Raw genomic sequence first — 14,965 nt, forward strand, 5'->3', positions numbered from 1 at the left:
TAAAGACTTTACCCTCGTAAATCTTTGCTTAAGGAATGAAGCGATATCCAACCCCGGTTTCGGTGATGAGATGTCGCGGCTGGGAAGGGTCTGCCTCGACTTTTTTACGCAGGCCCCCCATGAAGACTCGAAGGTAAGGCGTATCGGTTGTGTGCGATGGCCCCCACACCGCCTTGAGCAGTTGCTGATGCGTCAGGACACGGTTCGGATGTGAGCAAAGATGGACCAGCAGGCGGTACTCCAGCGGTGTCAAATGCAGAGGGGCGCCGGAGCGTTCCACGACACGCCGTTCCATATCAATCTGGACGTCGCCAAAGGCCAGGACCGTATGGTTCTCGGTATCCTTTACGTGTCTGCGTAGCATTGCGCGGACGCGAGCCAGCAGTTCTCCGGTGCCAAACGGTTTCACCAGATAATCGTCGGCACCCGTGTCCAGGGCCAGGATTTTGTCAGACTCCGCACCACGGGCAGACAACACAATGATAGGCACCGGTGACCAGCTCCGTACGTCCCGGATCAGGTCGATGCCGTCTCCGTCGGGAAGCCCCAGGTCGAGCACGATCAGGTCAGGCCGGCGGGTACCCGCGTCGATGAGGCCCCGGTGAAAGGTATCGGCTTCAATGACTTCCAGGCCTTCAGCCTGCAAGGCCATGCGGACGAAACGGCGAATTTCCTTCTCGTCTTCAATGATCAGAACATGGGGCATTGATTCGGTCATGGCTGCTCCTCGTCAGCTTGCTGCGCAAAGGATTCGATGTCTGGGGGGGCTTCACGGGGCAGGCGTAGCGTGAAGCAAGCCCCACCCGTGGATCGCGTGACGCCCTGAATAGTCCCTCCATGGACCTGGGCAATGGCCCGGCAAATGGCCAGGCCCAACCCCACGCCCGGAATCGAGCTTTCCTTCTTGCCACGCATGAATTTATTGAAGATGTCATCTTCATGACCATGGGGCAGCCCGGGGCCTTCATCGGCGACCCACAACTCGATTTGGTCCGGTGTGGCCCTGGCCCCCAGGTCGATGGAGGTGCTCTGTGGTGTGTACTTAACAGCGTTTTCGAGCAAGTTGATGAGGATACGTTCAATCAGTACCGCGTCGATGTGTACGGGGGGCAGGTCATCGTCCAGCGCCACATGCACCGAACGCTGACCCAGAATCGGCTGGATGGCCCGCAGGGCGCTGCCCACCACTTCTTCGATGGGTTGCCACTGACGGTTCAACACCACTTTGCCCGATTCCAGGCGAGCCATGTCCAGCAGGTTGTTGACCAGGGTATTCATGCGCAGCGCCGACTCACCCACCGCTGTGGCGATCTCGGCAGCTTCGCCGGTCAGGGGCGGCCGGGTCAGTTTGAGCGCTTCAGCCAGCCCGACCATCACCGAGAGTGGGGTGCGCAGGTCGTGGGAGATTGCTGAAAGCAACGAGTTGCGCAAGCGCTCGGATTCCATTTGCACCGTCGTATCCTGAGCCACGTTGATGTAGTGAATCCGTTCGAGGGAAATAGCCAGCAATGATGCGCAGGTGTCGAGCAGGCGACGTTGTTCCGGCACCACGAGCCGGGTCGTATCCCTTGGTTGCACCGCCAGCACCCCGCGTACCCGCATGGGTGCCGACAAAGGCAAGTAGAGCGTGGAGCTGGCGGGCAGGGTGTCAGTGCCGTAGCCGGCCGGTTCGGTTTTGTCGAAAGACCACTGGGCGATGGCAACGTCTACCTGCGGTGCCTCGCCTGTGACCATGGGAGGCAATAGCTTGTTGTTGTCATCGGCGACCAGCAAGGCAGACCGGGCACCAAATTCGGCAGACAGAAACCGTGCGCTGATGTCGGCGACCTGTTCGGTCATCAGCGCGGCGGACAACAGGCGAGACATGTCGTACAGCGCTCGCATGCGGTCTTCGCGCCGTTGTGCCACCCGTGCCTGATAAGTCAGGCCGGCGGTCATTTGCCCGATGACCAGAGCGACCACGAGCATGACGCTGAAGGTCACCAGGTACTGGACATCGGCGAAGGCGAACGAAAAACGCGGCGCGACAAAGAAAAAGTCGAAAGACGCCACGCAGACAAAGGCTGCCAGAATGGCCGGGCCGCGGCCAAAGCGAACCGCCACGGCGACGACGGCCAGCAGGAAGATCATGACGATGTTGGCCTGTTCGAGCACATGCAGCATGGGCAGGGCCAGCAGGGTCGTCACCGCGCAGACCGCCATGCTCCAGACATAAGATCGCCAAGCTATTGGGCTACCGCGGGTTTCAGACGTCGTTTCGGCCTGGGGGCGTCGGTTGGCCGGGAGCGAGACTTGAATCACGTCAAGGTCGGCGCCCAGTTCGCCGATTCGCTCAGCCAGTTCTCGCCGCCAGAATCGACGCTGTGGACGTTCGTCCCGGCCCAGCACGACTTTTGAAAGGTTGTACTGCCGAGCGTACTTGATCAGTACTTCAGCGATGTCCTGGCCGGCCAGGGTCGAGATCTGCGCGCCCATCTCCTGAGCCAGTTTCAGGGTCGCCAGCACGCGACGACGCTTGGCGTCGGGCAAGCGCTGCAAGGCCGGGGTTTCGACATACACGGCATGCCAGGGCACATTGAGCTGAGCGGCCAAACGAGCCGTTGAACGGACGGTCTTTTCAGCCTGCTCATGGGGGCCGACACAGGCGAGCAGCGAGTCGCGGGTGCCCCAGACCGGTTTGACCGCGCTACTTTGACGGTACTGCAACATGTCGCTGTCGACACGGTCGGCGGTACGGCGTAGCGCCAGTTCCCGCAGGGCAATCAGGTTGCCTTTGCGGAAGAAATTCTGCACCGCGCGTTCGGCCTGTTGCGCCAGATAGACCTTGCCTTCCTTCAAGCGCTGCAGCAGGTCGTCGGGTGGCAGGTCGACGATGACCACCTCGTCGGCGTTGTCGAACACATGGTCGGGCACGGTCTCCCAGACACGAATGCCGGTGATGCCGCCGACAATGTCGTTCAGGCTTTCCAGGTGCTGGACGTTCATGGTTGACCAGACATCGATCCCGGCACTGAGCAGCTCTTCCACGTCTTGCCAGCGTTTGGGGTGTCGGGAGCCGACCACGTTGGAGTGTGCCAGTTCGTCAATCAGGATCAATTCGGGGTGGTGCGCGAGTGCGGCGTCCAGGTCGAACTCGGTCACGGTGCGGTTTTTGTCGACGACCTGTTTGAGGGGCAGCTGTTCAAGACCCTCTGTCAGCGCCAGGGTTTCGGCACGACCGTGGGTCTCGACCACGCCGATCAGTACGTTTGCGGTTTGCAGTTTTGCCGTATGGGCAGCGGCCAGCATCGCGTAGGTCTTGCCGACGCCGGCGCTGGCGCCGAAAAAAATCTTCAACCGACCGCGTTTGGCCTGCGCTTCTTCTTCGCGAATCTGGGCCAGTAGCTGGTCCGGATCAGGACGTTGGTCGGCCATCAGGCTCACCGTGTGTTAGCGCTCAATGTGCGGCGTCGAGTGCCAGGTTCAGGGCCAGGACGTTGACCCGGGGTTCGCCGAGAAACCCCAGGAGCGTGCCTTCAGAATACTCGCTGATCAGCTGCTGAACCTTCTCGATGGGCAGGTTACGCACCCGAGAGATCCGGCCCGCCTGGTACAACGCTGCCGCGATGCTGATATGCGGATCAAGACCACTGGCGGAACTGTAGACCAGGTCAGCGGGCACCGTGGCCGTGTTGCCGGGATCAGCCGCGCGTAAGGCTTCGATCCTGCCCTTGACCGCATCCATCAGCGCCGGGTTCAGCGGCCCTTGGTTAGAGCCACCCGAGGCCAGCGGGTTGTAGGGCATGGGGCTGGTAGCGGAAGGGCGGCTCCAGAAGTACTTCGGATCGCTGAAGCCCTGACCGATCAACAGTGAGCCCACGGTTTTGCCATCTCTTTCGATCAGGCTGCCGGCGGCCTGTTGAGGAAAAACCAGCCTGGCGATACCGGTGGTGAGCAGCGGATAGGCCAGGCCGGTGACCAGTGAAAAGGCGATCAGCAGGGTCAATGCCGGACGCAGCAGAGTTGCCATGACAGTGCTCCCTCAAACCAGACCGACGGCGGCCAGCGCCATGTCGATCATTTTGATGCCAATGAATGGAACGATTACCCCACCCAGCCCATAGATCAACAGGTTGCGCCGCAATAACAGTGCTGCACCGACCGGGCGGTATTTCACGCCTTTGAGCGCCAGGGGAATCAGGAAAATGATGATCAACGCGTTGAAGATCACGGCCGACAGCACCGCGGAGTTCGGGCTGCTCAAGCCCATGATGTTGAGTGCCGCGAGCTGCGGGTAGGTGGTGACAAACGCCGCCGGCACGATGGCGAAGTATTTGGCGATGTCGTTGGCAATCGAGAAGGTGGTCAGCGAGCCACGGGTCATCAGCATTTGTTTGCCGGTTTCCACCACCTCGATCAACTTGGTCGGGTTGCTGTCCAGGTCCACCATGTTGCCGGCTTCCTTGGCGGCTTGAGTGCCGGAATTCATGGCCACGGCGACATCCGCCTGGGCAAGTGCCGGGGCGTCATTGGTGCCGTCGCCGGTCATGGCCACCAGTCGGCCTTCGGCCTGGTAACGGCGGATCAGCTCCAGTTTTTGTTCGGGGGTGGCTTCGGCCAGAAAGTCATCGACACCGGCTTCGGCCGCGATGGCGGCGGCGGTGACACGGTTGTCGCCGGTCACCATCACCGTCTTGATGCCCATGCGGCGCAATTCGACAAAGCGCTCCTTGATACCGCCCTTGACGATGTCCTTGAGCTCAATAACGCCCAATACCCTGGCGTTGTCCGCCACCACCAACGGAGTGCTGCCTCGGCGAGACACGTCGTCGACGATGGTCTGCACCGCATCCGGGAAGTGCCCGCCCAAATTCTGGACATGGCGCAGGATCGCTTCGCCTGCACCCTTGCGCAGTTGCCGGGCCCCCATGTTGACACCGCTCATGCGGGTTTGCGCCGAGAAGTGCACGAAATGCGCGTCGAGCGCTGCAATGTCCCGTTCACGCAGGTTGAACCGCTGTTTGGCCAACACCACAATGCTGCGGCCTTCGGGTGTTTCGTCCGCCAGCGATGCGAGCTGCGCCACGTCGACCAGTTCCGCTTCCTTGATCCCCGGCGCCGGTAAAAACGCCGAAGCATGGCGGTTGCCCAGGGTGATGGTGCCGGTCTTGTCGAGCAGCAGAACATCCACATCACCGGCGGCTTCTACAGCACGCCCGGAGGTGGCGATCACGTTGGCTTCCATCATGCGGCTCATGCCGGCCACACCCACGGCCGACAGCAGGCCGGCAATGGTGGTGGGAATCAGGCAGACCAATAGCGAGATAAGGACGGTAATCGAGACGGGTGCCCCGGATTTGGCCACCGCAACCCCGAACAGCGAGAAGGGCAGAAGCGTTACCGTCACTCCCAGGAACACAATCGTCAGCGCGACCAACAAAATCGACAAGGCGATTTCATTCGGAGTCTTTTGCCGCTTGGCGTTCTCGACCATGGCGATCATGCGGTCGACGAAGGTTTCGCCAGGGTCGGCGGTCACGCGGACGACGATCCAGTCCGAGAGTACCCGGGTGCCGCCGGTCACGGCCGAGAAGTCGCCACCGCATTCGCGAATCACCGGGGCCGACTCGCCGGTAATGGCGGACTCGTCCACCGAGGCGGCGCCTTCGATTACCTCGCCGTCGGCGGGGATCACCGAGTCGGCGAGGTCGCCGGACTCAACCACCACCACATCGCCTTTACGAAGATCACTCGACTGAGCCAATTGCCATTCGGCACCGTAGTGTGGTTCGCGCAGTTTCTTGGCCCAGGTTTCCTTTTTCAGGTAGCGCAGGGACGCCGCCTGAGCCTTGCTGCGACCTTCGGCCAACGCTTCGGCGAAGTTGGCGAACAGCACGGTAAACCACAGCCATAAGGCAATGGCCAGGATAAAGCCGCCACTGGCCTCGCCCTGGCCACGCAGCGCCTGAACCCAGAGGGCGGTGGTGATGAGCGCACCGATGTAGACGACGAACATCACCGGGTTACGCCACTGGATCCTGGGGCTGAGCTTATGCAGAGACTCGACCATGGCCGGCCCTATCAGTTTTGGATCGAACAAGGAGAACGCTTTGCGAGTCATGTTCGTGGTCTCACTTGATCAATATGAAGTGTTCGACGACAGGACCTAGTGCCAGGGCCGGTACGTAGTTCAGCAAGCCGACCAGCAACACCGTGCCGATCAGTAACACCACGAACAGCACCCCGTGGGTGGGCATCGTGCCGCCGGTCACGGCCAGGCGTTTTTTCGCCGCGAGACTGCCCGCCACGGCGAGCACCGGCACAATCACACCGAACCGGCCGAACCAGGCGGCAATCGCCAGCATCACGTTGTAGAAGGGTGTATTGGCCGACAGGCCGGCAAATGCGCTGCCGTTGTTGTTGGCCGCCGAGGTGAAGGCGTAGAGGATTTCCGAGAATCCATGGGCACCAGGGTTGGCAATTCCCAACCGGCCGGCGTCGGCCATGACGGCAATGGCGGTCCCGAAAAGCACAAGTAACGGTGTCGCGAGGATCGCGATGGCGACCATTTTCATCTCGTAGGCTTCGATCTTCTTGCCCAGGTATTCAGGTGTGCGGCCGATCATCAGCCCAGCGATAAATACCGCCAGGATGGCGAATACCAGCATGCCGTACAGACCCGAACCGGTACCGCCGAATACCACCTCGCCCAATTGCATCAGCACCAGTGGCACCGCGCCGCCCAGTGGCGTAAACGAATCGTGCATCGCCACCACCGCGCCACAGGACGCCGCCGTTGTTACTGCGGCAAACAGGCTCGATGCGCTGATGCCGAAGCGCAGTTCCTTGCCTTCCATGTTGCCCGCCGCCGTATCGATGCCCAGGGCTGAAAACTGTGGATTGCCCAGTTGCTCGTAATGAGTGACGGCCACCACCGCGATCACGAAGATGATCGTCATCGTCGCCAGCAAGGCCCAACCTTGTCGTATGTCTCCAACGATGTGGCCGAAGACGAAGCACAGCGCGGTCGGGATCAGGAAGATGGCAAGCATCTGCAAGAAATTGGTGATGGCGGTGGGATTCTCGAAGGGGTGTGCCGAGTTGGCGTTGAAGAATCCACCACCGTTGGTGCCCAGCATCTTGATCGCTTCTTGCGAGGCCACGGGTCCCATCGCGATGGTCTGTTTGTCGGTGCTGGCGGGCTTGGTCAGCGGATTGCCTTGGGCATCGAGGGTCGGCTGTCCGGCGTCATTGAGTACCGGGACCTGGTACTGCATGACCTCCATCGTTGTAACTTCTTTGTAGGGGTCAAGATTCTGAATCGCACCTTGGCTGACGAGAAATAGCGCGAAGATCAATGACAGCGGCAGTAACACCCACAACGTGATGCGGGTGAGGTCGGTCCAGGCATTGCCGATGCTGGTGGCACTGTGGCGGGCGAACCCACGGATCAGGGCGACGGCCACCACAATGCCGGTGGCGGCTGACAAGAAATTCTGCACCGTCAGCGCGAGCATCTGTGTCAGGTAGCTCATCGTCGACTCACCGCTATAGGCTTGCCAGTTGGTATTGGTGACGAAACTGGCGGCGGTGTTGAACGACGAGTCGGGCGACACAGCGCCAAATCCCTGTGGGTTGAACGGCAGAACACCTTGCAACCGTTGCAACGCGTAGACCACCAGCATCCCCAGCACGTTGAAAAGGATCAGGGCGAGGGCGTATTGCAGCCAGCCCATTTGCGCTTCAGGTTGCACTCCGGCCAGGCGATACAGCGGCGACTCGATGCGCGAGCCGAGGGTGAACCGCCCCTCCATCACGGTGGTCAACCAATGCCCGAGGGGCCAGGCCAAAATACCCAGCGCCAGCAGAAAGGTCCCGAGGAGGACCCAGGCTTGAGTCGTCATAGGAAGTCCTCCGGAAACAGCAGCGCCGCGATCAGGTAAACCAGCAAGCCGGTCGCAATGATGCCGGCGAACAGATAGAAGCCCGTCATGACCGTCTCCTGTTAAGCGCCGCACAGCCGCGCGCCAGGCCGACCAGGCTGATGAAGAACAGTGCACCGAGTAACAGATAGATGAAGTCCATGGCATTTCCTCCCGCTATGAGGAAAGCCTAAACGGACGTTTGGAAAGTTGTTAAAAGGATTGGGGGCAGAGGAATAAAGATCTGATAAAGATCCCGCTCAGGTGGGGCGATCAGGTTGAAAGTTGGCAGGCGGAATTGCCTTGCATCCGCGTCAGTCTGAGTTTTCCAGGAATCGTAGACATATCCTCCAATACGTCTTCATGTTCCCAGCGTCGAACTCGTCGTTCCGTGCTCGGCGTGCATTGCGACTTCAACGCGCAGCCCTGGCAGTTCGAACTCCAGTAATGATGCAACTTCAGGCCTTTTTCAACGCAGGAGTAGTGCCAGATCAGCGCCTCGCCAGCGGGGCAAATGTATTCGTTTTTTGCCGCGTCATAGATGAAGGCATCGTTATTGAAACGCCCGTCAGCCTTGGCTCCAGAGGTCATCGGCTTGGACACATAGACGGTGATGCCGGCATCGTGACAAGCCAGGATTTGTTCGCTTTTGAAGTAACCTCGGTCAGCCACTACCGACAACGTATCTGACGCCATCGCCTCGCGGGCTTGCCTGGCCATCGAGCAACTCAATACGCTGGCCGAAGAAGTGGTGACGGTCTGGAGCGCGCTTGGCGCCGAAGGCAAAAAACCAACGTCGAAGGACCTGGCTTTTTTACAACCGACCATCGAAGAACGCCTGTCAGAAAACAACAACTATATTAATGGGACCGGTGTCGTGCTGGAACCGGGGGGAACTCGCCGATCAAGAGCTGTTCCTGGAGTGGTACTACCGCCCCTCGAGCGGAAAAGTCGCCCCAATGATGCTGAACTTCAACCGGCAAAGCGAAAGCTTCTACAACTACGGGGCATGCGTTGGTTCACGCGCCCCAAGCTGACGGGCGAAGCCTCGGTCGAGGCCAATTCGGCGAACTGGTTCGTCGGCAACATGGCCAGCCGCTCTGCTGCCGCCAAAGTACACAAGCTCAAACCGCTGTCGATCGAGTGGTCGCTGGTTGAGCTGCCGGTGCCGCGATAGGTCGCTGCATGCCTGGGCAAAACTGTTTTCCGACTCTCCCACAACAGCAATAATCGAAGAGGAAATACCATGCATCGGATATCGCTACGCATCGCCAGCATTCTTGCCTTTTTGTTGTTTGCCCAGTTTTCGGTTGCAGCGGACAAACAGAACACCCTAGACGTCATCAACGCTTACATGAGCGCGTGGAACAAACACGACCCGGACGCGGCGGCACAATATTTTGCCGAGAACGGGGAATTTCTGGACGCCTCGGTAGGGGTTCCTAAAGTCGGCAGGGAAACGGCCAGGGTCGAGGTCATCAAACTCTTTATCGATGCGGTGCCCGATCTGAGGTGGAAGATGGTTGGCCAGCCGGTCATCGACGGCGACAACATTGCCTTTGAATGGCAGTTCGATGGGAACAATACCGGTGCCTGGGCACCTGAAACGCCAGCAACCAACAAGCCGTTGTCTTTCAAGGGCGTCAGTTTCATTCGGTTGAAGGACGGCAAGATCGCGACACAGCATGATTACTATGATGCGCTGTCGTTCAACAAGCAGCTGGGTTGGTAATTCAAACACTGCCTGCAAAAAAAAAGAGCCCACTGGCTGGGCTCGTTTTTGCTCCTTGCAAACGCTGCCCCTACGCAAAGCAGGCAGTGATCTGGTAAGGAGTGGGCTTATTGTTTGCAGTTGTGAGCTTCCACTTCTGGCCGATTCTATTGAAAAAGTCGGCCATGGTTTCTACGGCAGAAAAGTATGCGCTTGAGATTGAAGTCTTTACTTTGAACAGAGGATTCCGGGCTCGGATTTTGCGTTGCAGCGTGCAAAAGAGGTGTTTTCACCCATCAACATTCGAGTGTTTTGGGCAAACCGACTTTTTCAGGGCGTGAAGCTGCCGGTGGGAACCGGCAGAAACCGGCCAAAAGCGGTCGCTCCCGAGAGTCTATTTAATCAGGGGCGATTCAGGCCGCCGGAGGAGGGGTTCAGTATCGCGTACCAGCTCGCGTAGTTTGAAGGCTCAGGGCGCGCCACGGCTTGCCTCCGCTTTTTTCTTAATTTCCTCCAACTCAGTAACAGAAATAATGCCTGCCTTAACAGCACGATCAAACTCTTTGTCAAGTTCATTGGCGGAAAGCTCTAACATTTCCGTTCTTCTTTCGTCAGATGCATTATTAAACTCCTTACTCCATTTGACCGCATCAATTTTGATTTTTACTCTCATCGCTATATACAGAGCCACTAAATACAGCAGGCATGCTGCAATTAGAATGAGAAGAGAATACTTTTTAGATTCACTTTCCGAAAACCCAGACTTTAGGAGAAAAATATATGTGCCAAGGAGTATAAAAACCATGACGGTAAAATAAACCAGATCGATAAATTTAAATTTTGATTTCTGGCTCATAGGTACCAAACTTCTATTAGGCGACATGCCATGTCGCGTTTCTTGTCGCGGTAAGCGCGAGATCTATCGGAGGGTAATCTGACAGGGATAACCGTAAGCCCGACTACGATAAAGAGGGTAGCAGGACACCACCTATTCGCCACTTTCCGCCGATTGCTTGTGGCCGGTTCTGCCTTCCACGACCGGCTGAAACCGACCCATAGCTGCCCGTCAGACATCTCCTTGTCCAGGGAGACGGGGGGGCAGTTAACTTCCTGATGACCTAACTTTAAGGCTTCGAGGTGTCTACAAAACCAGGCAGATAAACGTCATGGAAGCGATAGCTCTCCAAGCCACGTGCAACTTTTTCCGACGTTACTGTCCGGCCTGGAACCAAAAATCCAGATCACCCCATTCTGTCTATGCACCGGAAAGAGCGCAGCCGGCCGGCCTTCATGGCATTCGGGTAATGGTACGGACATAACTGTCACATCACCATTTTTTGCGTCGAGCCGAAAAACCAGAATCTGCGCTTCGATAGAACACACGACCAAGAGGTCGTCATTTTCAAGAGCCATCTGCCCTTGATCGCAGGATCTCCAGGTTTTATTCCTCTCCTGCGATATTGAGTGCGAAAGCTCCTTGCGCCAGGAGATAGAACCGTCGAGGGAGAGTTTTGTGATTTCCAGCGGCTTCACGCTCTGAGTATCGTGCCAACTCGATAGTACATAAAACGCAGTTCGTGACTTTACCATCGCAACCGTTCCGTAATGTAATCCAAAATGGCTGTTGATGTTCGCTCTAACCGTTTGCCAGCCAATCACGTGTCCCGTGCGGTCAACACTTAGGACATTCACATCGTCCCAGTATTTTTTGTTGTCGTCCTCGCGCCTACCCGCAATGGTGGCCGCTACGATTTGGTCACCTACTGCTGAAACCGCCACCCCTTGTCCGAGTCCTAACCTTCGTTGCCACAACAGCCTGCCCTGAGTCGATACGGCCGCCAGCCAATTTTCAGCACCGTCACTACCCGCGACGACCAATTCGCCTGAATCGAGCGAGGTCACACTCTTGATGAAGCGAAATCGGAACGAGTGAAAAGAGTATTCCGCAACGATTCGCCCCTGTGGATCGAGCTTTCCGAGATAGGCATCTGCCATCGTTCCGCCGGGGACGTACATTCGCCTGTTTGTTAGACCGGCAAGCCAAAGGGTCTCAGCGGGGCCCTGCACAATGTGCAAGGCCTGCCCTTGAGTTGCTAGTTCAATGATAGATCCAGGACCTGCTTCGCTGGGCCGCAAGAGAATCGATTGCGATACCCCTTTATTTCCTAGCGCGACTATTGAACCGCTGGCGTCGAGCGAGATTCCTCGAATAGCGAGAGCGTCTTGCGTGTTTCTCCCTTCAGGAATGGTTTCTGACCAGAATATTCGCAGCGCTGCATTTCCGGCAGCGGCTTGTTCGAGAGGAATCCCCACCAGTAGAAACGCTGTGAAGGCTATTAGCTTCGCCATGAAATGAGGGGACTCCTGCAAGGCTTGGGTCCAAAGTCGCAAGAAATATTCGACACCTCACGTGAGGTTATAACGCCTTCACAGAACGGAAGCCCATTTGGCTCGATCATTTCCGTCAGCAAACCAAGCATAGCTACTCTTTTCCATCGCTCCGTCCACCGGCTGCTTTTGGCCGATCTCTGCCTGTCACGACTGACGGAAATCGACCCATAGCTGCCGGTGGAGACATGCAGAAAACGGCCCAAAAGCGGACATCGGGGTAGCGCAATTCAACGCACACCCACAGACTATTCATCAATCCATAACGCAGTTAAGGCAGTTTTTTGATGCCCTCACCACTCGACACGACCATTTCCATTCCCCTTTCGCCGGGCTACACGCATGCTCCAAGCAAGAGAGGCCACTCTGTTGCGCCACACTGAACACAACGAAGCCCAGTACTAGACGGGGTTTCAAGATGAGCGTGGACCGCTGATCAAATATTCACTAAAAGGATGAACACAATGAGCCGCACCGGCCATATCTGCTTGATGGCGACCTATAACGAGTGGATGAACGCAAAGATTTATGAGGCAGCCAAAAGCCTGCCAGATGAAGAGCTTTCAGTGAATAGAAAAGCATTCTTTGGTTCTATTCTCGGGACGTTGAACCACTTAGTGGCCGGGGACACTATCTGGCTCAAGCGATTTGCCGAGCACCCGGCGAACCACTTGGCTCTGGAGCCGATTCGGCAGCTTCCTGCCCCCAAAAGCCTTGACCAGTTAACATTCTCAAATATCCGAGAACTTTCGGCACATCGAGTGTGGCTCGACAGGATCATTATCGAGTGGTCTTGCTCCATTACAGAGGCGAATTTAGATCACACCCTCAATTACACAAGCATGACGGGAGTGCCCGCCGACAAGAACTTTTATGGTTTGGTCATGCATTTCTTCAACCACCAGACGCATCACCGTGGGCAAGTGACTACCTTATTTTCACAAGCGGGTGTCGACATAGGTAATACGGATCTGGTCGTCCTCATTCCATCCGAGCCCCGCACACAGTAGAAAATCCCAGCGCTGGAACAGGTTTTGTCACATCAGATCGGGTCGGCTAAACAGTGCAGCCATCCGGAATGGTTGTCGAACCCGAGTGACGGCAAACGACCCAATGCGGACGCTGACCAGCATTTGGTTAAGGGGCGGGCTTTAGCCCGTGCCAGTGAGCGAAGCGAACGGTTTGAACCAGTTGTTATGCATGTTTTACTAGCCGTTTCTTTAAATGATACAGGTTAGTCCCGATTGGTCGATCCTCAAGAACACCATAAATCTCATACCCATGCCGCTCATAGAACTGTTTAGCATCAACGGTTTTTAAGAATGCAACTACTGCCCCATTGTTGGCGCCAATCGTTTCTGCTTTTTCCAATAGCATAGAGCCTACTTTTTTACCGCGATGAGATTCCTTAACCCAAAAGGTGTCAATTTCTAAGCCATCCCAGTAACAATTACAGCTTATTGCACCGATGTAGTCGCCTACTTCATCGTGTGCAACCACCATAAATGTTTTATCTTCCGATTCTGGCGGTAGATTTGGATATTGGATTCGAAGATATTCTGAAAACCTATTATTCAGAACTCCTTGATCCTTTTCCGTTGGAGAATCCAATATATCAATCTTGATTTCCACTTTATTGCTCCTATCATTCAACTTTGAGGTGCCGTACGGCTTTTGGCATGACAATTAATTTTGCGACATGCGATGTCGCATAACTTTCCATCTTCATGCGTAATCCCTTGAGCAATCAAAAAATCGAGTCTGTAAACGCAGCATCAAGAAGGGGGAAGCGGCATGTTTTTTGCACATTACTGAAGTATTAGCTGCGTGTCCATGGTCTGCTTTTGGCCGATTTCTGCCTGCCACGACCGGCTGAAACCGACCCATTGCTGCCGGTGGCGATAGTCAAAAACGGCCAACAGCGGTTATTCAGGTAGCGCAGTTTTGAGGGCATTCAGCTAAATCTGAACGCGTAGATCTAGTGGCCTGGAAGAGGGTAAGGGCGGGATGTTTACCCGCCCTCCATTGTTTAGCTCCGCACGAATGCCAGCAGATCGGCGTTAATCGTATCGGCGTTGGTTGTAGGCATTCCATGCGGGAAGCCCGGGTAAATTTTCAGCGTACTGTTTTGCAGAAGTTTGGCTGACAGAACCCCGGAATTTTCATAAGGCACGATCTGGTCATCATCACCATGCATCACCAGAACGGGGATCTTGATGCTCTTCAAATCTTCGGTGAAGTCGGTCTGAGAAAAAGCCACGATCCCGTCATAGTGTGCCTTTGCACAACCCATCATGCCTTGCCGCCACCAGTTCCAGATGATGCCCTCAGACGATTTTGCACCTGGGCGGTTGTAGCCGTAAAAAGGCCCCGCTGGAACGTCGTGGTAGAACTGTGCGCGGTTGGCCTTCAGTTGTGCCTGCAAGTCGTCGAAGACTGACTTGGGCAGGCCGCCAGGATTACTCGGGGTCTGGACCATCAGCGGTGGGACGGCACTGATGATGGCGGCCTTCGACACTCGGTCTTCGCCGTGGCGCGCAATGTAATGAATGACTTCACCCCCGCCGGTGGAGTGGCCGACATGGACTGCGCCTTGTACACCGAGGTGATCAACCACGGCCGCGACGTCGTCGGCATAGTGATCCATGTCGTGTCCGTCCCAGACCTGACTGGAGCGCCCGTGACCACGTCGGTCGTGTGCAACAACCCGGTAGCCGTTGGCCAGGAAAAAGAGCATTTGCGCGTCCCAATCGTCCGCGCTCAGTGGCCATCCATGATGGAAAAAAATGACCTGGGCATCGCGCGGCCCCCAGTCTTTGTAAAAGATCTCAACACCGTCTCGCGTAGTGACATACCCCATGTTCGCATCTCCTGAATGAAGTGAAGGCCTAAACCGAATCGTGTTTCGATCAAGGCCCTGAATGAACAAAGTGCAGCCCATCCAATAGGCGGTTCAGAGGGCGTG

At 56.6% G+C, this 14,965-nt stretch carries 13 protein-coding genes and 1 pseudogene; 3 read left to right on the forward strand and 11 right to left on the reverse strand.

The features are described 5' to 3' along the window. Positions 1-28 precede the first annotated feature (28 nt). From kdpE to ACEN8Z_RS14610, 7 genes and pseudogenes are all read right to left on the reverse strand, one after another. Positions 29-718, reverse strand: a complete 690-nt coding sequence (gene kdpE / locus ACEN8Z_RS14580) for a two-component system response regulator KdpE (RefSeq protein ID WP_007992662.1) — start codon at positions 716-718, stop codon at positions 29-31. Then, positions 715-3,414 (reverse strand): two-component system sensor histidine kinase KdpD, encoded by a 2,700-nt coding sequence (gene kdpD, locus ACEN8Z_RS14585; protein ID WP_495594626.1) that lies wholly within the window; start codon positions 3,412-3,414, stop codon positions 715-717. The genes kdpE and kdpD overlap by 4 nt, the downstream gene beginning before the upstream one ends. A gap of 22 nt (positions 3,415-3,436) precedes the next feature. Next, positions 3,437-4,009 (reverse strand): potassium-transporting ATPase subunit KdpC, encoded by a 573-nt coding sequence (gene kdpC / locus ACEN8Z_RS14590; RefSeq protein WP_495594627.1) that lies wholly within the window; start codon positions 4,007-4,009, stop codon positions 3,437-3,439. A gap of 12 nt (positions 4,010-4,021) precedes the next feature. Next, positions 4,022-6,100 carry a potassium-transporting ATPase subunit KdpB gene (gene kdpB / locus ACEN8Z_RS14595; RefSeq protein WP_495594628.1) on the reverse strand — a complete coding sequence of 693 codons (2,079 nt, stop codon included), beginning with the start codon at positions 6,098-6,100 and terminating at the stop codon, positions 4,022-4,024. A gap of 10 nt (positions 6,101-6,110) precedes the next feature. After that, positions 6,111-7,883 (reverse strand): potassium-transporting ATPase subunit KdpA, encoded by a 1,773-nt coding sequence (gene kdpA / locus ACEN8Z_RS14600; protein WP_495594629.1) that lies wholly within the window; start codon positions 7,881-7,883, stop codon positions 6,111-6,113. Then, positions 7,880-7,972, reverse strand: a complete 93-nt coding sequence (gene kdpF / locus ACEN8Z_RS14605) for a K(+)-transporting ATPase subunit F (RefSeq protein ID WP_007992657.1) — start codon at positions 7,970-7,972, stop codon at positions 7,880-7,882. The genes kdpA and kdpF overlap by 4 nt, the downstream gene beginning before the upstream one ends. A gap of 271 nt (positions 7,973-8,243) precedes the next feature. Further along, positions 8,244-8,624 (reverse strand): annotated as a pseudogene (locus ACEN8Z_RS14610) (IS5/IS1182 family transposase); the annotation flags it as partial. 28 nt (positions 8,625-8,652) lie between these two features. Here ACEN8Z_RS14610 and ACEN8Z_RS14615 point away from each other — a divergent pair. Beyond that, entirely contained in the window at positions 8,653-9,078 is a 426-nt protein-coding gene (locus ACEN8Z_RS14615; RefSeq protein WP_495598205.1) for a hypothetical protein, read from the forward strand. Between the two features lie 69 nt (positions 9,079-9,147). Continuing rightward, positions 9,148-9,633: an ester cyclase gene (locus tag ACEN8Z_RS14620; protein ID WP_007992653.1), complete on the forward strand. Its 486-nt coding sequence runs from the start codon at positions 9,148-9,150 to the stop codon at positions 9,631-9,633. 448 nt (positions 9,634-10,081) lie between these two features. Here the strand turns inward: ACEN8Z_RS14620 and ACEN8Z_RS14625 are convergent, their stop codons facing one another. Beyond that, complete coding sequence (locus tag ACEN8Z_RS14625; RefSeq protein WP_495594630.1) at positions 10,082-10,468, reverse strand: hypothetical protein; 387 nt, start codon at positions 10,466-10,468, stop codon at positions 10,082-10,084. Positions 10,469-10,776: 308 nt separating this feature from the next. Then, complete coding sequence (locus ACEN8Z_RS14630) at positions 10,777-11,961, reverse strand: hypothetical protein (RefSeq protein WP_495594631.1); 1,185 nt, start codon at positions 11,959-11,961, stop codon at positions 10,777-10,779. 503 nt (positions 11,962-12,464) lie between these two features. On the opposite strand from ACEN8Z_RS14630, the gene ACEN8Z_RS14635 reads away from it, so the two are divergent. After that, entirely contained in the window at positions 12,465-13,010 is a 546-nt protein-coding gene (locus ACEN8Z_RS14635; RefSeq protein WP_495594632.1) for a DinB family protein, read from the forward strand. A gap of 184 nt (positions 13,011-13,194) precedes the next feature. On the opposite strand, the gene ACEN8Z_RS14640 is transcribed toward ACEN8Z_RS14635, so the two are convergent. Both ACEN8Z_RS14640 and ACEN8Z_RS14645 read right to left on the reverse strand, forming a co-directional pair. Continuing rightward, positions 13,195-13,632: a GNAT family N-acetyltransferase gene (locus tag ACEN8Z_RS14640; protein WP_495594633.1), complete on the reverse strand. Its 438-nt coding sequence runs from the start codon at positions 13,630-13,632 to the stop codon at positions 13,195-13,197. A 397-nt stretch (positions 13,633-14,029) separates the two neighbouring features. After that, on the reverse strand, positions 14,030-14,860 hold the full coding sequence (locus ACEN8Z_RS14645; RefSeq protein WP_495594634.1) for an alpha/beta fold hydrolase: 831 nt from the start codon (positions 14,858-14,860) through the stop codon (positions 14,030-14,032). Between the last annotated feature and the right edge of the window lie 105 nt (positions 14,861-14,965).

The sequence above is a fragment of the Pseudomonas sp. Pseusp10 genome, assembly GCF_059492225.1.